At 44.2% G+C, this 24,500-nt stretch carries 18 protein-coding genes; 7 read left to right on the top strand and 11 right to left on the bottom strand.

The features are described 5' to 3' along the window. Window positions 1-137 precede the first annotated feature (137 nt). Together ATK78_RS08945 and ATK78_RS08940 are read left to right on the top strand one after the other, a co-directional pair. Window positions 138-1,490 carry a DUF6600 domain-containing protein gene (locus ATK78_RS08945; RefSeq protein ID WP_133575748.1) on the top strand — a complete coding sequence of 451 codons (1,353 nt, stop codon included), beginning with the start codon at window positions 138-140 and terminating at the stop codon, window positions 1,488-1,490. A 108-nt stretch (window positions 1,491-1,598) separates the two neighbouring features. Then, entirely contained in the window at window positions 1,599-3,179 is a 1,581-nt protein-coding gene (locus ATK78_RS08940; RefSeq protein ID WP_133575747.1) for a peptide chain release factor 3, read from the top strand. 48 nt (window positions 3,180-3,227) lie between these two features. Here ATK78_RS08940 and ATK78_RS08935 read toward each other — a convergent pair whose 3' ends face one another. Together ATK78_RS08935 and argH are read right to left on the bottom strand one after the other, a co-directional pair. Beyond that, a complete protein-coding gene (locus ATK78_RS08935) occupies window positions 3,228-4,481 on the bottom strand; it encodes a pyridoxal phosphate-dependent aminotransferase (protein WP_133575746.1) in 1,254 nt (417 codons plus the stop codon). A 24-nt stretch (window positions 4,482-4,505) separates the two neighbouring features. Beyond that, window positions 4,506-5,837, bottom strand: coding sequence for an argininosuccinate lyase (argH, locus tag ATK78_RS08930; RefSeq protein WP_133575745.1), 1,332 nt, complete (start codon window positions 5,835-5,837; stop codon window positions 4,506-4,508). Between the two features lie 169 nt (window positions 5,838-6,006). Here argH and ATK78_RS08925 point away from each other — a divergent pair, with 169 nt between their 5' ends. Further along, on the top strand, window positions 6,007-8,898 hold the full coding sequence (locus ATK78_RS08925; RefSeq protein ID WP_133575744.1) for an alpha/beta hydrolase family protein: 2,892 nt from the start codon (window positions 6,007-6,009) through the stop codon (window positions 8,896-8,898). Window positions 8,899-8,967: 69 nt separating this feature from the next. Here the strand turns inward: ATK78_RS08925 and ATK78_RS08920 are convergent, their stop codons facing one another. The 8 genes from ATK78_RS08920 to ATK78_RS08885 all read right to left on the bottom strand — a co-directional run bounded on the left by ATK78_RS08920 (window position 8,968) and on the right by ATK78_RS08885 (window position 16,762). Beyond that, window positions 8,968-10,035, bottom strand: coding sequence for a M20 family metallo-hydrolase (locus ATK78_RS08920; RefSeq protein WP_133575743.1), 1,068 nt, complete (start codon window positions 10,033-10,035; stop codon window positions 8,968-8,970). A 6-nt stretch (window positions 10,036-10,041) separates the two neighbouring features. After that, complete coding sequence (gene proC, locus ATK78_RS08915) at window positions 10,042-10,857, bottom strand: pyrroline-5-carboxylate reductase (RefSeq protein ID WP_133575742.1); 816 nt, start codon at window positions 10,855-10,857, stop codon at window positions 10,042-10,044. A 2-nt stretch (window positions 10,858-10,859) separates the two neighbouring features. Beyond that, entirely contained in the window at window positions 10,860-11,648 is a 789-nt protein-coding gene (argB, locus tag ATK78_RS08910) for an acetylglutamate kinase (RefSeq protein ID WP_133575741.1), read from the bottom strand. Window positions 11,649-11,715: 67 nt separating this feature from the next. Beyond that, a complete protein-coding gene (locus ATK78_RS08905) occupies window positions 11,716-12,681 on the bottom strand; it encodes a Rossmann-fold NAD(P)-binding domain-containing protein (protein ID WP_133575740.1) in 966 nt (321 codons plus the stop codon). Beyond that, complete coding sequence (locus ATK78_RS08900) at window positions 12,678-13,811, bottom strand: aspartate aminotransferase family protein (RefSeq protein ID WP_133575739.1); 1,134 nt, start codon at window positions 13,809-13,811, stop codon at window positions 12,678-12,680. Before ATK78_RS08900 ends, ATK78_RS08905 begins: the two co-directional genes overlap by 4 nt. Window positions 13,812-13,889: 78 nt before the next feature. After that, on the bottom strand, window positions 13,890-14,861 hold the full coding sequence (gene argC / locus ATK78_RS08895; RefSeq protein WP_133575738.1) for an N-acetyl-gamma-glutamyl-phosphate reductase: 972 nt from the start codon (window positions 14,859-14,861) through the stop codon (window positions 13,890-13,892). Continuing rightward, window positions 14,851-16,044: an argininosuccinate synthase gene (gene argG / locus ATK78_RS08890; protein ID WP_133575737.1), complete on the bottom strand. Its 1,194-nt coding sequence runs from the start codon at window positions 16,042-16,044 to the stop codon at window positions 14,851-14,853. Before argG ends, argC begins: the two co-directional genes overlap by 11 nt. 13 nt (window positions 16,045-16,057) lie before the next feature. Next, on the bottom strand, window positions 16,058-16,762 hold the full coding sequence (locus ATK78_RS08885) for a GNAT family N-acetyltransferase (RefSeq protein WP_133575736.1): 705 nt from the start codon (window positions 16,760-16,762) through the stop codon (window positions 16,058-16,060). Between the two features lie 483 nt (window positions 16,763-17,245). On the opposite strand from ATK78_RS08885, the gene namA reads away from it, so the two are divergent. The 4 genes from namA (at window position 17,246) to ATK78_RS08865 (ending at window position 22,553) form a co-directional block, all read left to right on the top strand. Beyond that, entirely contained in the window at window positions 17,246-18,322 is a 1,077-nt protein-coding gene (gene namA / locus ATK78_RS08880; protein ID WP_133575735.1) for an NADPH dehydrogenase NamA, read from the top strand. A 165-nt stretch (window positions 18,323-18,487) separates the two neighbouring features. Then, the gene (locus ATK78_RS08875) at window positions 18,488-18,793 is read left to right on the top strand and encodes a YbaB/EbfC family nucleoid-associated protein (RefSeq protein ID WP_133575734.1); all 306 of its coding nucleotides are present in this window, start codon (window positions 18,488-18,490) and stop codon (window positions 18,791-18,793) included. 14 nt (window positions 18,794-18,807) lie between these two features. Continuing rightward, window positions 18,808-19,485, top strand: a complete 678-nt coding sequence (locus ATK78_RS08870; protein WP_133575733.1) for a metal-dependent hydrolase — start codon at window positions 18,808-18,810, stop codon at window positions 19,483-19,485. A gap of 335 nt (window positions 19,486-19,820) precedes the next feature. Beyond that, window positions 19,821-22,553, top strand: coding sequence for an MGH1-like glycoside hydrolase domain-containing protein (locus tag ATK78_RS08865; RefSeq protein WP_133575732.1), 2,733 nt, complete (start codon window positions 19,821-19,823; stop codon window positions 22,551-22,553). Window positions 22,554-22,642: 89 nt separating this feature from the next. Here the strand turns inward: ATK78_RS08865 and ATK78_RS08860 are convergent, their stop codons facing one another. Further along, complete coding sequence (locus ATK78_RS08860; RefSeq protein ID WP_133575731.1) at window positions 22,643-24,496, bottom strand: RagB/SusD family nutrient uptake outer membrane protein; 1,854 nt, start codon at window positions 24,494-24,496, stop codon at window positions 22,643-22,645. Window positions 24,497-24,500 lie beyond the last annotated feature (4 nt).

Below are 24,500 nucleotides of genomic sequence, written 5' to 3'. Positions count from 1 at the left end.
CGGACACTTAAACCAATATAATTACGTTATATGCCGTAATCATAATGTAATATTTCTTAGACAGTTAAACTTTTGAGCCAATTTGGAACTCATATTGATACATAAAGAGCGTTAGGTAAATTTAAAACACACACAAAATGAAAAACATGATCAAATTACCGGCTATTGTGCTGGGGCTCATGCTCCTTCTAACCGGAACCACTCAACGGGTTATGGCACAAGACGAGGATATTTCCTTGCAGTCATTTTACGATGAACTTTCCCCTTACGGAACCTGGATTCAGGATCCGCAGTACGGATACGTTTGGCGACCAGATGTTGAACAATCAGATTTTAGGCCATATTACTCTAATGGCCGCTGGGCAATGACCGAATACGGAAATACCTGGGTATCAAATTACGACTGGGGATGGGCTCCTTTCCACTATGGAAGATGGGTTTATAACCGTTACAACCAGTGGGTATGGATTCCGGACACCGTTTGGGGACCTGCATGGGTTAGCTGGAGAAGTGGTGGCGGATATTATGGATGGGCACCTATGGGCCCGGGTATGAATATCAACGTCAACATTAATATTCCAAACCTATGGTGGGTATTTGTTCCGCACAGAAACATCTATTATAATAACTTCCCGCGTTATTATTCACGCAGAAACGTAGTGTATATTAACAACACGACCATCATCAACAATACTTATGTCCGGAATAGCCGTTCTTATTATACCGGTCCGCGTATTGATGACATCAGAAGAGACACCAGGCAGAATGTTCCTGTTTATTCTGTAAACAGAACCGGAAGACCAGGCAGAACTTCAGTAAATGGAAACCGTTTAGACATCTATACCCCACCCCGCAGCACAAGGTCTAACAGCAATGTTGCTGCCGCACCAAGAACTGTAGTTCGTGGTGAAGGGTATGCTTCTGCAAGACCAGAACGCGCAGGTACCGACAGCAGAAACCCGAATGGTACAGCTTCAAGAGAAGGAGTACGGGGTTCTTCTGATGCGGTTAGAAGCGGAGAACGTATAGAGCGTATGGACCGCGGAACCGTTGGCGGAAGAAATGAAAATGGTACCCGTCCGGAAAGAACTGGAGATATGCAGCAAGGCCAGCCTCAGCGTGGTACGCAAAGCCGTTCCGATGTTCAGCGTTCTGAAACGATGCAGAGACCAGAAGGTCAGCAAAGACAAGAACAGAGCAGACCAGATCAAGGCAGATCCCAACAACAGGCTCAGCCAAGACAGGAACAACCTCAGCGTATGGAAAGAAGACCTGAACCGCAGCAACAAGCGGAGCAGCCTCAGAGACAACAAGCTCAGCCGCAAAGACAGGAACAACCACAGCCTCAAAGGCAACAGCAAGCTCAACCACAAAGGCAGGAACAGCCTCAGAGACAGCAACAGGCTCAACCGCAAAGGCAGGAACGTTCTTCTGAAGGCAGAAGCAGCCAGGGTTCGTCCTCATCAAGACCTGCAAGGGGAAGAGGATAATCTGAAGCACATCATAATGAAAAGAACCGGCCATTTGAGCCGGTTTTTTTCATTATATATTATATCCTATCTTTGCAGCCTCATCAGCAAAACACGCTGAACCATTTTATGATTAACCCAGAAATAGAAAAACGCAAAACATTTGCTATTATCAGTCACCCCGATGCCGGAAAAACGACCCTAACGGAGAAGTTTCTACTTTTTGGCGGTGCAATTAATACAGCCGGTGCCGTTAAGCGGAATAAAGCCAATCAAAGCAGCACCTCTGACTTTATGGAGATTGAGAAACAGCGTGGAATATCCGTGGCTACCTCTGTGATGGGCTTTGAATACAGCAACAAACGAATCAATATATTAGATACTCCCGGTCACAAGGATTTCGCAGAGGATACCTACCGTACCTTATCTGCAGTAGATAGTGTGATCCTGGTTGTGGATTGTGTTAAGGGTGTTGAGGAACAAACTGAAAAGTTAATGGCCGTTTGCCGCATGCGGAATACCCCGGTAATCATTTTTATCAATAAAATGGACCGTGAAGGTAAAGATGCGTTTGACCTGCTTGATGAAATCGAAAATAAGCTGAACATCAGCCTTTGTCCGCTATCCTGGCCAATTGGACAGGGTCATACCTTTAAAGGCGTATACAGCATCTACAATAAGCACCTCAACCTTTTTGAACCGGATAAATCAAAGATTGCCGATCCTGTTATTGAGGTGAACAACTTAAATGACGAGAACCTCACCAACTTTTTAAAACCTAAAGAGCTGGAAGGTCTAAAGAGCGACCTGGAACTGGTTGAAGGTGTATATGGACAACTGGATAAAAGCATGTACATTGAAGGACTGCTTGCCCCTGTTTTTTTTGGCAGTGCCATTAACAACTTCGGGATTAAAGAATTGCTCGATACTTTCATCCAGATTGCCCCAAGTCCGAAGAGCAGGGAAGCCGAGCAGCGCGAGGTTCTGGTGGATGAAAAGAACTTCAGCGGGTTTGTTTTTAAGATCCATGCAAACCTGGATCCTAAACACCGTGACCGGATTGCGTTTTTAAGGATATGCTCTGGTAAGTTTGAACGGAATAAATTCTACTTCCATACCCGGCAGGGAAAGAAACTGAAGTTCTCTAACCCAATGGACTTTATGGCCAACGAAAAGAGCATTGTTGAAGAGGCCTGGCCCGGTGATGTTGTTGGTTTATATGATAGTGGTAACTTTAAAATCGGAGACACCCTTACAGAAGGAGAGCAACTTCAATTTAAAGGCATTCCTAGCTTCTCTCCTGAGATATTTAAGGAAGTAGAGAACAGAGACCCGCTTAGAACCAAACAGCTGGAGAAAGGCATCCAGCAGCTTACTGAAGAAGGCGTGGCACAGCTGTTTACCCAACAGCCTGGTAACCGGAAGATCATTGGTGCTGTAGGTGAATTACAGTTTGAGGTAATTGCATTCCGCTTAGAGCATGAATATGGTGCTAAGGCACATTTCAGGATGTTGAGTTACAGCAGGTCCAACTGGGTAACTTCCAAAGACAAAAAGAAGCTTGAAGAGTTTTTAAAACGCAAGCAGCAGCACATTGGAGAAGATAAAGACGGAAACCCTGTGTTTCTTGCTGATAATGACTTTATGATCAACATGACCATGAGAGACTATCCGGACATTGAGTTCCACAAAACATCTGAATTTAAATAAGCGTATTAAGTGCATAAAAAAAGCGACCCCTTCGGATCGCCTTTTTTGTTATTTCAAATTGCTGAGTGCTGTTTTTATTCGTGGCACCATGTCTTTAATATCCTGCAAAGAACATCCGCCTACCGATGCCCTGAACCAGGGCATAGCCGTGTCATTACCAAATGCAGAGAATGGAACCAATGCCGTTTGTGCTTCTTTGATCAGGTAGAAGTTTACATCTGCACTGTTCTTTAACAGATCTCCGGACGGCGTGGTCTTACCGATATAATCAATTTTAAGGGTTAAATAGATCGCCCCCATTGGGTTAACTGCCTCTACATTAAATCCTTCTTCCTTTAAGGTCTGAAATCCATTGTAAAGCTCATTAAGACTCAACTGGATCTGTGCTTTAAATGAGCTTAGGAAGCTGTCTACCAAAGTATCATCTTTAAAATATTTAGCTACGGCAACCTGCTCTGCCTTCGGTGCCCAGGCACCAACATGGCCAACAAGTGATTTCATCTTACTGATGATCTTCTCCGGACCAAAACCCCAGCCCACCCGTACGCCGGTTGCTGCAAGGCATTTTGAGATCCCGTCAATATAGATCACATAATCCCTTAGCTCCGGACGGATGCTTACCGGGTTAACATGTGTCTTACCAAATGTTAGCAGTGAATAGATCTGATCATACATGATGTATAATGGCTTCTCATCTGCTCCCCTGCTTTCATTTTCTGCAATCACTACATCACAGATCTCTTCCAGCTGCTCATGTGTAAACATGGTTCCTGTCGGATTTAATGGTGAGCAAAGTGCAAGTAAGGTTGCGCCTTTTAAATGTGGTTTCAGCTGTGCGGCTGTGGGCATGAAATTATTCTCCACGGTTGTTTCTACAACAATACCCTGTGCTGAAGATAAATGGCAATAATGGTTGTTATTCCATGATGGTGCCGGAAAGATCACCTTATCTCCCGGATCTACCAATGCCAGGTAGGCCGAATAGATCAGCGGTCTTGATCCGCCTGCAATTAAAACCTCTGAAGTGGAATAATTCAGATCGTACCTGCTCTTTAGAATATCCACAACCGTTTCGCGAAGCGGCAAGATACCTTCTGCCGGTGGATAATTGGTTTGGTTATCCTGATAGGCTTCAACAATCCCTGTCTTAAGCGCTTCCGGAATAGGAAAAATTGAAGGATCAAAATCTCCGATGGTCAGGTTGGCAATTTTTGCTCCTTTGCGCTTCAGGTCATTTACTTCGTTTCCAATTTTAATGATCTCCGAGCCGATGAGCGTGCTTGCTAATACCGATACATTCATTTTTTTTATATGTGGTTAGATAATTCAGGCCAATAATTGCTGTAGGGCCTCTTTTGTTTTTTCAAATTTAAACTGGTTGAGTACGTCGGCCATCATGCCTTCAATTTCTGCATTGCACAGATTGCCAATGCTTCCTTCATGGGTATGATGTACGGCGATGCCTGGTGCAAAGGTACCGTTCTCTATCGTTTCGCCAACAATCTTATAGGCTTCTCTAAAAGGCACGCCCTGAAGCGCCAGTTCATTTACGACCTCAACGCTGAACAGATAGGCATATTTTTTATCCTCCAGGATATGGTCTTTAATGCGGATGTGCTGCAGCATAAAGGTGGTCATCTCCAGGCATTCATTCAATGAGGTGATGGCCGGGAACAGGTTTTCTTTTAACAATTGCAGATCGCGGTGATAACCGGAAGGCAGGTTTGTTGTCATCATGGCAATTTCATTGGGCAGAGCCTGGATCTTATTGCACCTGGAGCGGATCAGTTCAAAAACATCCGGGTTCTTTTTATGCGGCATGATGCTTGATCCTGTCGTCAGCTCATCCGGAAAGCTGATAAAGCTAAAGTTCTGGTTGATGAAAAGGCAAACGTCCATCGCCATTTTTGCAAGGGTTGCCGCAACGGATGACATCGCCTGCGCCAGGATGCGTTCGGTCTTTCCCCTCCCCATTTGCGCATAGACTACGTTATAGTTCAGGCTTTCAAATCCGAGCAGCCGGGTAGTCATGGTGCGGTTTAATGGAAAGGATGATCCGTAACCTGCTGCAGATCCCAATGGGTTCTTATTGCATATTTTCCAGGCGGCAAGCATCATTTCCATATCGTCTACCAGGCTTTCTGCATAGGCACCAAACCACAAGCCGAATGAGGACGGCATGGCGATCTGTAAATGGGTATAACCTGGAAGTAATTTATCTTTGTGGGTATTACTTAGTTCAATCAGCTGACCAAACAATACGGAGGTGTTGCCAACCATCTCTTCGATACGGTCCCTGAAAAACAATTTTAAGTCTACCAGTACCTGGTCATTGCGGGAACGTCCGCTGTGGATCTTTTTCCCGGCATCGCCGATGCGTTGCGTAAGCAGCCATTCCACTTGTGAGTGTACATCTTCAACGGTATCTTCAATGGTAAAATTACCCGCTTCAATTTCAGTATAGATCTGCTTTAGGGCAACCTGGATCTCTGCAAGTTCATCAGCGGTAAGCAAGCCGATACTTTCCAGCATTTCTACATGTGCCAGTGAACCCAGCACATCAAAAGCAGCCATCTGTAAGTCCAGTTCCCGGTCCTTACCTACGGTAAATGTCTCAATATCTTTGTTTACGCTTACGTTCTTTTGCCAGATCTTCATGTGTACGCTTTTATCAAATTGCCCGTTTTTAACGGATTATAAATCTTTCTGCAAACTTAGATAAAATTACAGTAATTAATAAATGCAACGTTATGGCATAATTTTATTGCTATATATCAGAATATCTGGAAGTAAAGTAATATTTTAGCATAAATTTACTCTAATCTTCATGAAAAGAAACAAGATATCTATCTTGCTGCTGCTCTTGCCATTCTCCTTCGGCGTATATGCACAGCAAAAGCCGGCATTGAGCTGGAAGGACGTTTCCAAATGGAACTCCATCAGAAGTTTTACCAATTCCATGTCTCCAAACGGACAATGGTTGTCCTGGACAAGCGGACCCACGGAGGGCGATCTGAAATTATTTATCCGTAAAACTTCGGATACCACTTCGTTCAGTTATCCAATTGGTGCAACTGCCGGCGGTGCAACTTTCAGCAAAGATTCTAAGTATGCGGCCTTTAAAGTTTCTGCGACCGATGCAGAAGTTAAAGCGGCAAAAAAAACCATGAAACCTACGTATGATAAATTGACCATCGTTTCTTTGCCTGGGAACGAGAAGGTAACTTTTGACCGGGTAAAAGCTTCCAGCTTTTCCGGTGATTCTCCGGAATGGATCGCCATTCATTTTGCAGCCTTAGAAACGGCTCCTAAAGATAAGGATGCGGCCAAAGGAACCGACCTGGTCATCTATCACCTGGCTTCTAAAAAAAGCTATAACCTGGGTAGTGTATCTGAGTTTGCGTTTAATAAAGCAGGAACACAGCTGGCCTATACCATTGATGCCAACGGGCAGAACGGGAACGGGGTATTTTTAAGAGATATGGCTACTGGCATCAGTACCGCCCTGGAAAATGATAAAGCGGTTTACAAAAGCATAAACTGGAATGAGAAAGGCGATGCTTTTGCCCTTTTAAAATCCAATAAGAACGAAAAATATAAAGAAGATGTATTTACGGTGATCGGGATCAGCAAGATTGCCGGCGATAAGACCAGTAAGGTTTCTTATTCTGGAATTGACAAAGCTTCTTTCCCTAAAAAAATGGGAATCAGCGGCAACGGTACGCCATATTGGTCTGAAGATCAAACCACCTTGTTCTTTGGCATCAGCCCTGTTGAGCTTAAAGACGATAAGAAAGCAGATTCTGCTAAAAGTAAGACAGATGCGGTAGCCAAAGCGAAAACTGACACGGCAAAAACGGCGGTTAAACCTGCCATTGCTGAAGTTAAGAAACCCAATCCTGCAGACATTGAAAAACCGGATATGATTATCTGGAACTGGCAGGATAAGCGCCTTCAATCTGCACAGCAGACCCAGGAAATGCGTGATAAGAATTATAGCTTTATCAGTTCTTACCGCGTAGCGGATCAGAAATTTTCCCAGATTGCAGACAGCACGTTAAGAAATGTAATTATTGCTCCAAAACAGCTTTATGCCATTGCGTATGACAACTCAAACTATGAGCTGATGGGTAACCTGGATGGCCAAAGTTATATTGACATTTATACAATCGACCTTAAAACCGGTGCCAAGACCCGTTTATTCGAAAAATTCTATGCTTCTGGCAGCGGTACGATGTCTGTAGCGCCAAATGGAACCTGGGCCAGCTATTATGTGGATGGTGCGTTTTACAGTATCAACCTGGCTAACGGGCAAAAATACAACCTTACCGGATCCATTAAATCATCTTTTGTGGATGCGCTGGATGATCACAATGTCTCTAAGCCTTCTACTTCTAATTTAGGCTGGTCTGCAGATTCAAAATACGCGCTGATCATGGACAACAATGACCTTTGGCGCATCAGTGCTGACGGTAAAAGTGCCGTTTCATTATCTGGAGATCTTAAAAGCAAGAAACAAGCCGTACTGGGCAGATCCAGAATTTACCAGGATGAAAAAGGTACAGACCTGAGCAAAGACCAGTATTTTGGTTTATTTGATAACGAAACCAAACAAACTGGCTTAGGCCTATTGCCTGCCGGTAAAAGCAAGATCAACTTATTGTTTATGGACAACAATGTATACAATGGTCTGGCCAAGGCAACTGATGGCAATGTATTTGCCTATTCCAAACAGAACAACCTGCAATCTCCCGAAGTATATGTAAGTACAGTGCCCACACTCGCAGCGGCCAAACAGATCACCAAAAACACACCAGATCAGGAAAAATATGCCTGGACGTCCGGTGCTAAGCTGATTAAATATTTAAGCGCGAATGGCGATAGCCTGCAGGCTGCAATTTACCTGCCTGCAAATTACGAAGCCGGAAAAAGCTATCCGACCATTACCTATATCTATGAGCGTTTAACTGACAATTTAAATGCATACACGATGCCTGCTTTCCCTGGCGGCGGCTTTAATCTTTCTATGTATACCAGTAATGGCTATGCAGTATTGATGCCGGATATTAAATACAAACTGAACGATCCGGGAATGTCTGCGGTTGCCTGTGTGGTGCCTGCAGTAAAAGCAGCGGTTGCAACAGGAATTGTAGATGAAAAACGCGTAGCGATCCATGGTCACTCCTGGGGTGGTTACCAAACTTCGTTCCTGATCACGCAGACCAACATCTTTAAAGCAGCAGCAGCTGGTGCCCCGTTAACGAATATGATCAGTATGTACAGTTTGATCTACTGGAACAGCGGCGGCACGAACCAGGCTATTTTCGAAGCCAGTCAGGGCAGGTTAACTCCCGGATACTGGGACAACTGGGATGCCTTTGCACGCAACTCCCCGGTTTACCACATCAAGAAAGTTCAAACGCCATTGCTGTTATTGCACAACGATAAAGATGGTGCGGTAGATTATACCCAGGGTATTGAATACTACAATGGCTTAAGAAGATTAAACAAACCCGTGGTTATGATTACCTACCGCGGCGAAAATCATGGTATCGCCAAGTTGCCAAACCGTAAAGATTATGCGGTGCGCATGATGGAGTACTTTGATTATATGCTGAAGGATAAACCAGCTCCGGAATGGTGGAGCAAAGGTGTAAACCGTTTAGATATGGAGAAACACCTTGAAACACGGGCTTTTGAGGAAGAAGAAGCCAATTAAATTTGGTACTTCAGCAAAATGGCCCCGGGAAATATCCCGGGGCCATTTTGCTTTAAAAGCTATGGTTACTTATTTGCCGTTGATCACAGGTTTCAGCATTTCTATATAAAGATCTATGCCTTCTGCAATTTCATCCACAAACACATATTCATCTGCCATGTGTGAGCGTGCTGAATCGCCGGGGCCAACCTTTACAGAAGGGATGCTCAGTAAAGCCTGGTCTGATGTTGTTGGCGATCCATAGGTTGTTCTGCCCAACGCAATACCCGATTGTACCAGTGGGTGTTCTTTATCAATAGATGATGGCTTTAAACGGATGGAACGTGGTTTAACATCACAATCAACATTGGTACGGATAATTTTCAGTACCTCTTCGTTGGTATAGGCATCGGTTACGCGGACATCCACCGTAAACGTACAGGTAGCCGGTACCACATTGTGCTGCGAACCGGCGTTAATGATGGTAACGGTCATTTTTAACGGGCCGAATACCTCAGAAACTTTAGAGAACCGGTAATTCCGGAACCATTCAATGTCTTTAAGTGCCTTATATATCGCATTGTCTCCTTCTTCTCGTGCTGCATGACCCGCTTTTCCTGTTGATGTACAATCCAGCACCAGCAATCCGCGCTCCGCAATGGCCAGGTTCATTTGAGTAGGCTCACCAACAATCGCAAATTCCAGTTCACCCAGATCGGGCAGAACACATTCCAGGCCATCGTTACCAGAGATCTCTTCCTCTGCCGTAGTGGCGAGGCAAATGTTATAGCTCAATGCTTCCTGATCATAAAAGTACAGAAAGGTTGCTATAAGCGATACCAGACATCCTCCGGCATCATTACTGCCCAGGCCATACAATTTACCGTCTTCCACTTCTGCATCGTAAGGATTGCGCGTATAGCCTGAATTTGGCTTAACGGTATCGTGGTGGGAATTTAAAAGTAGGGTTGGCTTTGCGGCATCAAAATGTTTATTATACGCCCAGATGTTATTGAGCTTACGGTAAGTTTTAATATCGCGCTGCTGCAAAAACTGTTCAATGGCATCTCCGGTCTTATCTTCTTCTTTACTAAACGACTGGATACTGATCAATTGTTTTAACAATGCTAAACTGTCTTTGTGCAGTTGTTCTATCATATAAAATTATTCTTTTGTATATAAAGCCCCGGCTTTTGCGGCCGACAGCTTAATTCCCTTAATTAATGAAGAGCTGAAACCATTGTGTTCCATTTCATTTAATCCGGCTATCGTACAGCCTTTAGGTGAAGTTACTTTATCTATTTCCTGTTCCGGGTGTGACTGCATCTGCAACAGCAGGTCTGCAGCACCTTTAGCCGTTTGCACGGCCATCTTTAGTGCCTCATCGGCGTGAAAGCCAATTTCTACCCCACCTTGTGAAGCCGCACGGATGGCACGCAGAAAGAATGCAATGCCACAGGCACATAAGGCCGTTGCCGAGGTCATCAGATCTTCATTGATCTTTACTACAGCACCAACCGTTTCGAACATCCGGATCACTTCCTGGATATTCTCCGGATCGGCCTGATCGGTAGCTACGCAGGTCATGGACTGGCCAATCGCAATCGCGGTATTGGGCATGGCCCGGATAACCTGAACGGTTTCTCCAAGCTTGGTCCTGATATCCGCACAGCTAACGCCGGAAACCACAGAAATGAATAGCTGGTTCGGCTTAATTACCGGCAAGATCTGTTCTAAAAGCTGGTTAAGCTGCTGCGGCAACACGGCCAGCACGACGATGTCTGCTATTGAAACAACCGCAGCATTGTCTGCACTCACTACAAATCCTTGTTCAGCGAGCGCATTCAGGTTCGTAATATTGCGCCTGGTCAGACTGATCTGACCGGGTAGTGCATAATTCGCTTTGATCAGCCCTTTGGCCAATGATATACCAATATTTCCACTTCCAAGGATGGCGATGCTGCCTTTAAACGGATTCATAATTATTTGATTAATCGGGTTCCAAAATTCTGCTGGTCAATTTGCGCCAGTTCATCAGCCTTACCGATGTATACTGCTGCAACGCCGCTTTTTATTGCTTCAAAGGCATTGTGAAGTTTAGGGATCATTCCACCAGAAACAACACCTTCCTCCTTTAACTGATCAAACTCATGCATTCTGATCTCAGATACCAGTGAGGTATCATCATCCACATCCAGCATAACCCCGCGTTTCTCAAAACAATAGACCAATGAGGTCTCATACGAGGATGACATGGCTACGGCCACTGCCGATGCAATGGTATCTGCATTCGTATTTAATAACTGTGAATCCCCATCGTGGGTGATGGCACACAATACCGGAACCATTCCTGCTTTTAACAGGCTGTCCAGCGTGGCCGAAGAAACTGAACTGGCATCAAGATCTCCTACAAAACCGTAATCTATATCTTTTACCGGGCGTTTAACGGCTTTGATGATGTTTCCGTCTGCTCCGGTTAACCCGATTGCATTACAGCCTTTGGCCTGGAGCTGCGCCACCATGTTCTTATTGATCAACCCGGCATATACCATGGTTACGATCCTAAGGGTTTCAATATCGGTGATCCGCCGGCCATCAACCATTTTAGCGGTTACGCCCAATGAATCGCCGAGTTCGGTAGCAATCTTTCCTCCCCCATGAATTAAGATCTTATCTCCGGGAAGCGCAGTAAAGTCCAGCAGGAACTGATGCAGTTTCGCTGAGTTGTCAATTACATTGCCTCCAATCTTAATTACGCTGAGTTTGTTCATTATGTTTCATTTTGGTAGCGATCTTAGCTAAGATCACCAGTTATATTCCGGTCACGTGCTTACAAATTTACGATAATCCGGTTAAGATTTGCTTCAATACTGCCTGGGCAGCCCATAACCGGTTTCCGGCCTCATGAATAACCAGTGAATTGGGTCCGTCAAGAATCTCTGACGACAATTCCAGGTCTCTTCTTACCGGCAGGCAATGCATGACCTTAGCATCATTGGTTCCTTTTAACTTATCGTTATTCAGCATCCAGCCTTCAGGATACGTCAATACTTTACCGTATTCTTTATAGCTCGACCAGTTTTTAACATAAATATAATCGGCTCCGCTTAATGCTTCGTCTAAATTATGTGTAATGTTGGCTCCAGGTGTAAAATCTTCATTCAGTTCGTATCCTTTCGGCTGTGCGATCGTAAAATCGAGCATTCCTTCCTGCTGTGCCTTGCACATCCATTCAGAGAATGAGTTCGGTACTGCCTGCGGCAATGCCTTAATGTGCGGTGCCCAGGCCAATACCACTTTTGGTTTTCCGGTTCCTTTCCAGGTTTCTGTAATGGTAACCAGGTCGGCCAAACTTTGTAACGGGTGGCGGGTAGCACTTTCCAGGCTCACAACAGGTACACCACAGTACTTGATAAATTTATTGAAAAAATCTTCGTTATAATCTTCTTCGCGGTTTACCAGTTTAGGGAATGAGCGCAGCCCAAGAATATCACAATACTGGCCCATCACTGCGGCTGCTTCACGGATATGCTCTACGGTAGTACCATTCATAACCACACCGTCTTGTGTTTCCAATGCCCAGCCTTCTTTATCCATATTCATGACCATAACATTCATACCCAGGTTAAGCGCTGCTTTTTGGGTACTTAAACGGGTACGCAAACTTGGATTCAGGAAAACAAGTCCGATGGTCTTGTTTTTTCCAAGATGCTGTAAAGAATAGGGATCATCCTTTAATGCCAGGGCATCATTAAGCAACTGTTTGATGTCTTGCACATCATTTACTGAGGTAAACTGGTTCATCCTTTTAACGCAATTTTAAACTTTTCCAAAAACTGATCTGCATGATCTTTAGTTAAATTAAGGGCAGGTAATAACCTGATCACATTGGGTTTGGCTTCTCCTGTAAAGATGTGGTGCTTAAACAGCAGTTCTTTTTTTACATGAGCAAGGCTTTCGGGCAAGTCGATCCCGATCATGAGTCCTCTGCCGCGCACTTCAAGTACACCTTCTATCTTTTTTAGCTCCGCAATGAGGTAACTACCTACTTCTTCGGCATTCTTCATCAATTGGTCTTGCTCCATGACCTCAAGAACGGCCAGGGCTGCTGCACAAGCCAGGTGATTACCGCCAAAAGTAGTCCCAAGCATGCCATACCAGGGTTTAAACTTTGGTGCAATAGAGATCCCTGCAACCGGAAATCCGTTGCCCATTCCTTTTGCCATTGTATATACATCGGCATCTACGCCTGCATAATCGTGGGAATAGAAGATCCCTGTTCTGCCGTATCCGCATTGAACGCTATCAGCAATATAAACAGCGTTGTACTGGTTACACAGAGAACGGATCTGCTGAAGAAACGCAACTGATGCTTCTTTGATACCGCCTACTCCCTGAATTCCTTCAATGATCACTGCTGCAATCTCATTACCATATTCAGTAAATGCAGCGTTTAACGCCGCTATATCATTATGTAGAAGGAAGATAATATTGTCCGTTTCATTTACCGGGGCAATGATCTTTGGGTTATCTGTTGCTGCAACTGCCAGTGAAGTTCTGCCATGAAAAGCGCCTTTAAAAGCGATCACTTTCTTTCTGCCATTGTAGAAAGAAGCAAGCTTAAGTGCATTTTCATTGGCTTCTGCTCCTGAGTTGCACAAGAAAAGCTGGTAATCCGTTTTTCCGGAAACCTGGCCTAATTTCTCTGCAAGCTGCTGCTGAAGCGGGATCTTTACTGAGTTTGAGTAAAAACCAACCTTATTTAGCTGATCCGTTAAGCGGGATACATAATGCGGATGGGTATGGCCGATAGAAATTACGGCATGGCCTCCATACAGATCCAGGTATTCCTGGCCTTCAGCATCCCAAACGGTGCTTCCGGCAGCTTTAACAATTTCTATATCATTTAATGGGTATACGTCGAATAAGTTCATTTTAAAAAGTTTGTGCCTCGGTTTTTTACGTTGGCGTTGAATACATTGGATAATTGGTGCAGAATTGGGGCGTTAAACTTAAAAGTTTGATGCCTTTAGCCGGAGTCCGGCATTTTCATCCAATCCAAAGATCAAATTCATATTCTGAACCGCCTGTCCGCTTGCTCCTTTTAACAAATTATCGATTATACTGACAATAAACAGCTTTGTTCCATGCTTCTCTACATGCACTATTCCTTTATTGGTATTTACCACCTGCTTTAGGTCAATGTTCTTTTTACTCACATGGGTAAAAGGATGACCGGCATAGTAATCTTCATAGATATGCTGAGCTTCTTCTGCAGAAAGATCACTTTCCAGGTACATGGAAGCAAGGATCCCCCTGGTAAAATCACCACGCTGCGGAATAAAGTTTAAGTCTTCGCTAAAGTCTGGCGACAACTGTTTTAAGCTTTCACCAATCTCATTCAAGTGCTGGTGTTCAAATACTTTATATACCGAAAGGTTATTGTTACGCCAGCTAAAGTGCGACGTGGTAGAAAGGCTTTGTCCTGCCCCGGTTGATCCGGTAGTTGCATTGATATGCACCTCACTGTTCAATAATCCTTTAGCGGCTAACGGAAGCAGCCCCAGTTGGATACAAGTGGCAAAGCATCCCGGATTGGCAATATAGCTTGCTTGCTTTATTTTTTCCCTGTTCAATTCAGGCAGTCCGTAAACCCAGTCGGCACCGGCGTTGCCCTTTAGTCTGAAGTCCTGGCTCAGATCGATGATCTTAATTTCTTTTGCAATTTTATTGGCATCCAGAAATTTCCTGGCATCACCATGTCCAACGCAAAGGAACAATACATCGATATCATCAGACAGCTGGCCGGTAAAACGCAGAGTCGTATCACCCAACAAATCGGTATGCACATCAGAGATCAGGTTTCCGGCGTTGCTGTTGCTGTTAACAAATACAATATCCACCGAAGGATGATTGATGAGCAAACGCAGCATCTCGCCTCCGGTATATCCCGCACCACCAACAATACCTGCCTTAATCTTCATTGCTGTTCACTTTATGCCAGATCATCACCTGGTTACCAAAAATCTTAGAGAATCCTTTAACATCCTCACCGCTCCAGGCGTTGTTCATTTCGCCGTAGCTGCCAAACTTATTGCTCATGAGATCATGCGCAGATTCAATTCCAATGATGTTAAAACGATGCGGCAATAATTCTACGAAGACTTTACCGCTTACCGTTTTTTGGGTATCGGTTAAAAATGCTTCAATATTACGCATGACCGGATCGTGAAACTGACCTTCATGAAGCCAGTTGCCATAGAAAGAAGACAATTGCTCTTTCCATGAAAGCTGCCATTTGGTCAAGGTATGTTTTTCAAGGGTATGGTGTGCCTTAATGATCACCATTGGTGCTGCAGCTTCAAAACCTACACGGCCTTTGATGCCAATGATGGTATCACCCACATGAATGTCCCTGCCAATACCATAAGGCTGTGCAATGGCCTGTAATTTTTGAATGGCCCTAACCGGCTCAAAAGTTTCTCCGTCTATCGCTACCAGCTCTCCTTTTTCAAAGGTTAGCTCCAGCTTACGCGCTTCGGTTTCAGAAATTTGTGTTGGCCATGCCTCTTCCGGTAAGGTCTCATTGGAGGTAAGGGTTTCTTTACCACCTACAGATGTTCCCCATAAGCCCTTATTGATCGAGTACCTTGCTTTTTCTGCACTGTAATGAACGCCATGGGCACTTAAATATTCAATTTCTGCTTCACGCGAAAGTTTAAGGTCTCTAATCGGGGTAATGATCTCCACATTTGGAATGATGATGTTAAAGATCATGTCAAAACGAACCTGGTCATTACCAGCACCGGTACTTCCATGAGCTACGTAATCAGCGCCTATATTTTTTACATAGTTTGCAATTGCTGTTGCCTGACTAACGCGCTCGGCACTAACAGAAAGCGGGTATGTTGAATTTTTTAACACATTCCCGTAAATAAGGTATTTAATACAGCTATCGTAATAATTTGTAGTTTCATCAACTACAGCATGAGAAACTACACCCAAGGCGTAAGCACGCTTTTCTATTTCCTGTAATTCTTCATCAGAAAAGCCACCAGTATTTACAATTACCGAATGCACTTCCAATCCTCGGTCCTGGGCGAGGTAAATACAACAAAATGAGGTATCTAAACCTCCGCTAAAAGCTAAAACAACTTTTTTCTTCATCTTAATATAACAGCTATTTAAATAAAACGGTAAACATTAAAAACAGGGATTTTAATCCCCCTTTATTTTCTGGTTTTGGTTTAAGCACTAAACTTTGTTTGATCCGCATAAAACGTTCATACAATTTTGGCTTTTTATGCAGTTCTTCTGCAAACTTCTTGGCTACATCGTGCTTTTGCTCTACAGGATCGTACAGCATCGCGGTGCACATGCAGTTCTTACGTTCCTTCATCTTTAAGATCTCGAAGTTTACGCAGCTTTGGCATCCTTTCCAAAAGTCTTCATCCTGGGTAAGCTCAGAATAGGTTACAGGTTCGTAGCCCAGGTCTGAATTTATTTTCATGACCGCAAGTCCGGTTGTTAACCCGAATATTTTGGCTTTAGGATATTTTTGTCTGGAGAGTTCAAATATTTTGTGCTTGATGGCGTTTGCCAATCCTGCTTTTCTAAACTTCGGACTAACAATGAGGCCTGAATTGGCCACAAATTGGCCGTGCGACCAGGTTTCGATATAGCAAAATCCTGCCCATGTTCCATCCTTATGAAAAGCAATGACTGATTTTCCATCGGAGATTTTCCCTGCAACATACTCTGGCGAGCGTTTAGCGATACCCGTACCACGGGCTTTTGCTGATTCTGCCATTTCTTCACAAATTTCTTCTGCAAAGACACGATGTTCAGGAAGTGCAACCTGCACTATAAAATCGTTTATATTCATTAATAGGTTAACGAAAAAAAATAAATATTCTGATTAATTGTTTTTTGAGAGGCAATCCTCTGTGGAGACGGCTGGAGCGTACTCAGCGATTTACTCAAATGCGTGGCGTATAATTTTGCCGGTTCGTGGATACAGAAAATATGGGTCGCAACCTTTCAATAAACAAACTTACGGAAGCAATATGCTTTGCTTCTGTACCTGAAAGTTTATGTATCGGATGCTTAATCATTTTCTGTCGCTAATAATTCTTTAAATGAGTTGAGGCGCAAAGGTTTAAATAAATATTGAGTTGTGCAATACGTTTCGTGTTTTTTTACATTATTATAATGAAAATAGGGGCTTAATTTAACGTTCAAACTTGAAAATCAGACAAAACCCTGCTCTTAATGTTACAACCTTCTTGTCATACTTTTGTTTTGATTATCTGCCGATAGGAACAAATTCAGTTCAGTCTTGTTAATTTGTGTAAAACAAGAAACCCATATGTCTCTATTATTCTCCCCGCTCCGTATAAAAAATATTGATCTCAAAAACAGGATCGTTGTTTCTCCAATGTGCCAGTATTCTGCCGATGAAGGCTATGCCAATGACTGGCATTTGGTGCACTTAGGGAGCAGGGCTGTTGGTGGCGCCGGACTCATTCTGCTTGAGGCAACAGCGGTATCGCCAGAAGGCCGCATCTCCGCTGAAGACCTTGGCATCTGGTCTGACGATCACATCCCGGTGCTAAAAAGAATCACAGCCTTTCTTCATGCCAATGGTTCCGTTGCCGGAATCCAGCTCGGCCATGCCGGCAGAAAAGGAAGCTCCGGATCTCCATGGAAAGGCGGAAAGAAGGTCAGCGAGGCGAATGGCGGATGGAAAACGGTTGCTCCAAGTGCCGTTCCGTTTCAGGAAAGCGATGAAGCTCCTGCCGCACTTACTGCTGAGGGTATTGAGAAAGTCCGCACAGATTTTAAGGCGGCAGCAAGAAGGGCGCTGGACGCAGGCTTTAAAGTGATAGAGATCCATGCTGCACATGGTTATTTGCTGCACCAGTTCTTATCACCCCTGAGCAACCAGCGCAGCGACGCTTATGGCGGAAGTTTTGAAAACCGCATCAGGCTGGTGCTTGAAGTGGTCGATGATATAAAAGAAGTTTGGCCTGAAGAAAATCCATTATTCGTTCGGATCTCTGCTTCAGACTGGGCGGATGGCGGATGGACAGCTGATGAGTCAATTGCACTTTCCAGCATCCTGAAAGATAAAGGGGTAGATTTGATCGATTGTTCTTCCGGCGGACTGGCGGCACACCAGCAAATCCCAATCTTTCCGGGATACCAGGTTCAGTTTTCGGAGGACATTAAAAAACAAGCGGGCATTTTAACCGGTGCCGTTGGCCTGATCACTGATGCGGAACAGGCAGAAAGCATCCTGACCGAAGGAAAAGCAGACCTGATATTTTTAGCCCGCGAACTGTTAAGAGACCCTTATTTTCCTTTGCATGCTGCTCAAATTTTAAATGAAGACATTAAATGGCCGGATCAATATGACCGTGCCAAGCCTAGAAAAAGTAAATAGCAACAACTAAAATCCGGTGGTTGGATTGCTGCGTAAGTATGAACATCTAACCCAGGAAAAATATAATATTTAAAAGCGGTCTGCAAAAACAGATCGCTTTTTTATTTTATTCCCATAGTTTAAACCAAATTCCCTTAATTTCGTTTCTATATAAAAGCAAAGACTATGTTTGATAAATTAATGGCAGCTCAGCAAAAAGCTGACGAAATAAAAAAACGCCTGGATACGATCTCCGTTTATGGCGAGGTTGAAGGTGGTGCAATCCGCATTACTGCAACCGCAAATAAAGCGATCACTGCAATTGAAATCAATGAAGATTTTTTTAAACAGGCAGACAGGGAAGAGATTGAAGAACTACTGTTAACTGCTGTAAATAAAGCACTGGCACAAGCAGATCAGGTAAGTGCTACAGAAATGCAGTCGGCCACAAAAGATATGCTTGGCGGCTTAGGCGGACTATTTGGTCAATAACCCAACCCCATAAAATGAAATATACATACTATGGCCAATCCTGCTTCTTATTAGAGGCCGATGGCAAAAAGTTTCTTTTTGATCCTTTCATTACCCACAATCCGCTCGCAAAGCACATTGACATTAAAACCATAGAAGCCGATTATATTTTAGTTAGCCATGGACATGGAGATCATGTTGCCGACCTGGTACAGCTTGCTGAACAAACCGGAGCGCAAGTAATTGCTATGGTTGAAGTGGCAGCATGGGCAGAAAAGCAAGGCGTAAAAAATATCACTGCCATGAACTTTGGTAAAGCCAGGTTTGATTTTGGATCTTTAAGAATGGTTTGGGCCACGCACACCAGCGGAAATCCTGATGGCAGTTATGGTGGAAACCCGGCAGGGTTTGTACTGGAATTGGCTGGTAAAACCATTTATTATGCCGGGGATACTGCGTTAACGCTGGAAATGAAGATCCTATCGGATCTGTACAAATTAGACTATTCCATCTTACCTATCGGCGGTCACTATACCATGGATGTTGACGATGCGATCGTTGCGACCAAATATTTGAACTGCGATAAGGTGATTGGAGTCCATTACAATACGTTTCCGCCAATTCAGATTGATACGGAAGACGCAGTGGCTAAATTTAAAAGAGAGCATAAAGTGTTGTTGCTGCCAGGTATTGGTGAAACCATTGAGCTTTAATTATCATTAGAAATCTTCTCTTTACAAAAAGAGATATATGGTTCGACTCCTCAAATCTTTGACCCTGAAAAAGGGTAAACATTTGCATGTCGTCTTACCACATATCTCTTTTTGTTTTTAAGATAATTTTTATCCGGAAGACGTTAATGCGAATTTTAAAACATGGTGACTATTAAGTTGAATTAAAACGGCAATTCTTAGGGCATACTTAGGGTATACAGCACCTTTTAGAAATTTGATTACTAAGCTAAATTAAAAACATCCATTGTTTTTCGTCCGTTAATTAAACGGTAATTGATTCTACAGGAGTTAATAAGTTTAATTATTTTAGCAAGATGAAGAGACGCATCATTCTGGCAGCGATAGCCTTAGCCCTGTTTGGAGAATCCGGTTATGCACAAGTTCCTGGCATCAGTGCATCTGCGCTAAAAGCACTTGAAAATTCGCACGATGTGCAGATTGGTGACTGGGGGCCATATTCCAAACAGTATGCAGGTATTTCGCACATTCCGGATATGCCTTCGGGTATGCGGTTTGACTTTTCTGTAATGCCTGGTTATTATCGCAATAAGGTATTGATTCCAAATGTATTGTTTGAGTCGGGTTATTTTCCATGGGATGCTGATCCGCAAGCCAAAATTTATGGTTACCGTTATGAGCTGGAATGGAAGGATCGGGTGTATGTTGATGTCACCTACAAGGTGGTTGACAAGCATAGTGTTATTGCCACGGTCAAATGTGTGAACAATACCGAACTGCCGCAAAACCTAGTGCTCAACCTGATGAGCTGGATCGCCTATCCAGAAATTTGGCCGCAACAAAGATTACTAAAACCTTCCGGCAGTACCTGGATCAATGCGGTAGACTATATATCGTTAAAATCTGCCGCAGCCCAGCCAAAGGACAACCTGGTTACAGATGGCCTTATGAAAGGAGAAGTTCGTGGTGCTGAATATCTTGACGGTTCTGCATTGGGCAAATTTGGCCGGTCAGCGGGTGAGGAGGTCAGTTATGCACTTGCGCCTGCGATGAAAAAAGGTTATGTGACCCTGTTTTACCGCTCATCCGAAAATGCAGCGACCAGGTTTAAACTTTCCGGCGCCATAAACCAGGAAATTACGCTTAAAGGCATGGGCAAGCTGGCTACACTGGAAGTACCATTTGATGCAAAAAGCAGTTCTATCCTTAATTTGCGTTCAATTGGCGGAGATGCAGTTGAGCTGAATGGCTTGTTGTTAAGTACGAACAAGGTTGAAAAAATAACCCTGCAGGAAAATAGTAGAAAACCACAACCAGAAATTATTGGCAACCCGAAAAAACGACAGTTGCTGCTTAAATACCGCGATGCACCCGGCTATTATGGAATGACCTGGGATGATGCCTTATTTAAGATCCGCGAAGTCAGAAATGATGAGCTGGATGTTTATTTCAGAAAAATGGTACACAACCATGTCGACAGTATCCTGAACGGAAATGGCAAAGGTCATTTTGAAAACGTCTTCATCAGGCCAGTCGAGTTGCCTGCGGGAAGTGAAAAAGTATTACAATGCTTGATTACCCATGGGGATGATGCTGCCCGGGTAAATGCGACATTACAAAGCTTTGAGCAGTTAAAACAAGGTGTTATCAAGGCTACGCCATCAGATCTGATATTACCTTCAGGTGCAGCCTACCAGTTTAGCCAGCAAAGGCTGAAAGCAGCATTACTGGAAAATGTCGTTTACCCGATATACACACAGCGGAATTACATCCGGCATTTTACTCCAGGCAAATGGTGGAATAGCCTGTATACCTGGGATTCGGGATTTATTGCTTTAGGGCTCAATGAAACCGACATCAATCGCGCCATTGAATGCATCAATGCCTATACTACGGCTCCAGGTAGTCAATCGGCTTTTATCCACCATGGTTCACCAGTACCAGTACAGATATATGCCTTCCTGGATCTTTGGAACAAAACCCAATCAAAAGCGGTGCTCGACTATTTCTATCCGCGTCTTAAACAGTATTACAGTTTCCTTTCTGGCAGATTGGGTAGCTCGTCGACACGAACTATGTCCTCTAACCTGCTTAAAACCTGGGACTACTTTTATAATTCCGGAGGCTGGGACGATTACCCGGCTCAATCGGGGGTGCATCAGCAAAGGCTGGAATCATCCGTTACGCCTGTAATCACCACTGCACAATGTATCCGTTTTGCCAAAATCCTGCGTATGGTAGCCCAACAGACAGATAAACGCAGCGATGTGGCCGCCTATGATAAAGACATCGCTTTATTTACAGAGGCCCTGCAAAAATATTCGTGGAACTCCAAAAGCGGATATTTCAGCTATGTACGCCATGATGCTGCCGGAATGCCTGCCGGTCCTTTTACCTATGCTGATGGCAGTGACTACAATATGGGGCTCGATGGTGCTTATCCCCTCCTCTCCGGCATTTGTACTCCAGAACAGCAAGCCTCGCTTTTAAAGAAGATCTTTTCGGCTGAACACATGTGGACACCAAGCGGAATAGGCGTAGTAGACCAGGCGGCACCTTACTACCGCAAGGATGGATATTGGAATGGTTCAGTATGGATGCCGCACCAATGGTTCATGTGGAAAACCATGCTGGACCTGGGTAAACCGGAACTGGCCATGCAAATTGCGCAAAAGGGATTGGAAGTGTTTGAAAAGGAAACCAGTAACTCCTATTATACATTTGAGCATTTTCTATCTGAAAGTGGCCGCGGTGCAGGATGGCATCAATTCTCTGGCCTATCTACACCAGTTTTAAGCTGGTTTAATGCAGGCTATAAATCAGGAACCCTGACAACTGGTTTTGAGATCTTTCAACAACGGGGCAAATTTAGCGCAGACCTATCGGGTTATGAAGGAGACCTGAGCTTTGATCAGGCCACAGCAGCGCATCCCAGGAGTCTGATGATCTGCCTCAAACCTGAACATAGCTATGAAGCATCTTTTGCCGGTAAACCTGTAGCCATTACACAGCCCTACCCGGGACTTGTTTGTATTACACTGCCCGCTACAAACCAAAGCGGGAAACTGCTGCTTAAAGCTAAAATCTAATTTCCAGCATTTATTTATGTCACAAAAAATCCCCTGACCAATATCAGGCCAGGGGAATCTCACATTTATATTAACCAAACAAAGCTGGTTTACCAGCCATAATTCTGAACCAAATTCGGATCCTTGTCAATTTCCGTTTGCGGAATTGGCATTAGGTAATGCTTATCGGTAAAGACCCTTGTCTGAATGACAGTGGCTTTATACAACACGGCAACTCCCGCAGCCTCACTCGTCACATTCAGGCCTGTAGCAGTAAGCTCAGCAACTGAAGGCCGCGCATTCAGCACATTTACCGCTGCATTGTCAACTGACTTAGCAATCAGCCATCTTCTCACATCCCAAAAACGGCTGCCCTCAAATGCCAGCTCTACACGTTTTTCATTCTGTATCCGTTTACGCATACCATCCTGCGTATTGTCTGACGCAAGAACAGGCAGCGCAGGCATAGATACGCGGTTTCTCACCAGGTTGATGTATTGATAAACACTTGCATCAGGTTGTGCGCGGTATTCATTCATGGCTTCCGCATAGTCCAGGTAGATCTCGGCCAACCTGAATATTGGAAAGTTCCGTCTTCCTGTTCCTGTATTTGCATTCCTGTCATAATCAGGGCTCAGGAATTTGCGGATATTATGCCCCCATGGGTTTGTTCCTCCCTTGCTGGTTGCCCAACCGTCCGTTTGTCCGTTACCTGCACCCCACCAGGCCAGTTTAACTGGTCGCTTCATCGCATCAAAACGCCATACCGAATACTGGAAGAATACCGAGGCATAAAATCTCGGATCGCGGTTTTTATACATGTTCGAAATGTTCGATACGTTTTGAAACTTCAGACCGTCCCAAAGCTGACCAGCCCAGGTTCCTTCTGGTATGTATCCAGACCCGCTTTCGCCAATTGGATAGCCATTGTTCATTTCATAAGCATTCACAAATTCTAACAGCGGGGTAAACTTGCCGCTTCCTTTAAAGGGTGGCCCATTCGGAAGGATGGAACCGTCATAGCCTGTACCGTTAACAATAATCTTTGGCAGGATGGTTTCCGTGTAGTCCCTGGTATAAAACTGGGCGGCATAGTTTTGCACCGGGTTAGCCGGAAAGGGATTGTAAAGTGTGTAAATTCCCAAATCAATCACCTCTTTGGCTGCGTCTGCAGCTTTTTTCCATTTCTCTTTATCGTATACCGCACTAAACAGTGCTTTGCCATCCGAGTTTTTGATCCCTGCATACAATGGGTTTCCATTAAAGAGCGGACTTGCTGCATAAAGTAAGGTTCTGGACTTCAGTGCCAGTGCAGCACCTTTGGTGATCCTGCCAATCTGAGCATCTTCATGGTTCAACGGAAGTTCGGCTGCGATGGCATTACATTCAGAGACGATAAAATCAACTACTTCATCCACCGAATTGCGGTAAACCAACGTATTTTCAATATCTGCCGGATCAATATCAGCACTGGTAGTGATCAGCGGCACCGCACCGTACCTTTTGAACAGTTCAAAATAATATTGTGCTCTTAAAAAACGGGCTTCTGCTTTATAACGCGGTTTCCAAATGGCATAATAGTCGGCCCGGTCCAACGGTATTGGCACAGCATCAATGTGTGCAATAAAGATATTGGCACGTCTGATGTCCTGGTATTTTCCAGACCAGTTACCCAGCGGATTATCCGTATTACTCCAGCTCCCCAGGTTATATTTATAGGCATCTGTAGCTTCACCAGAGTCAAACCAATGGTGGTAACTTTCATCCGTATAGGCGGTGATGTTAGCGCCCAGGTCATTCGGCAGCGCATTGTATAAACGCGCTAATGCCTGTTCAGCTAAATTTATATTGTTAAAGACATCTTCTTCTGTGATATATTCAGAGGGCACAACGTCGAGGTATTTTTTACAGGAGACCGTAATGATTAACAGTCCCGACAGCAGTAATATTTTTATCGCTTTCATATTT

Origin of the sequence: Pedobacter metabolipauper (assembly GCF_004362715.1) — a bacterium.
Classification (GTDB): domain Bacteria; phylum Bacteroidota; class Bacteroidia; order Sphingobacteriales; family Sphingobacteriaceae; genus Pedobacter; species Pedobacter metabolipauper.
The sequence above is the reverse complement of the archived record's forward strand: the minus strand, read 5'-3'. Positions and strand labels throughout refer to the sequence as shown.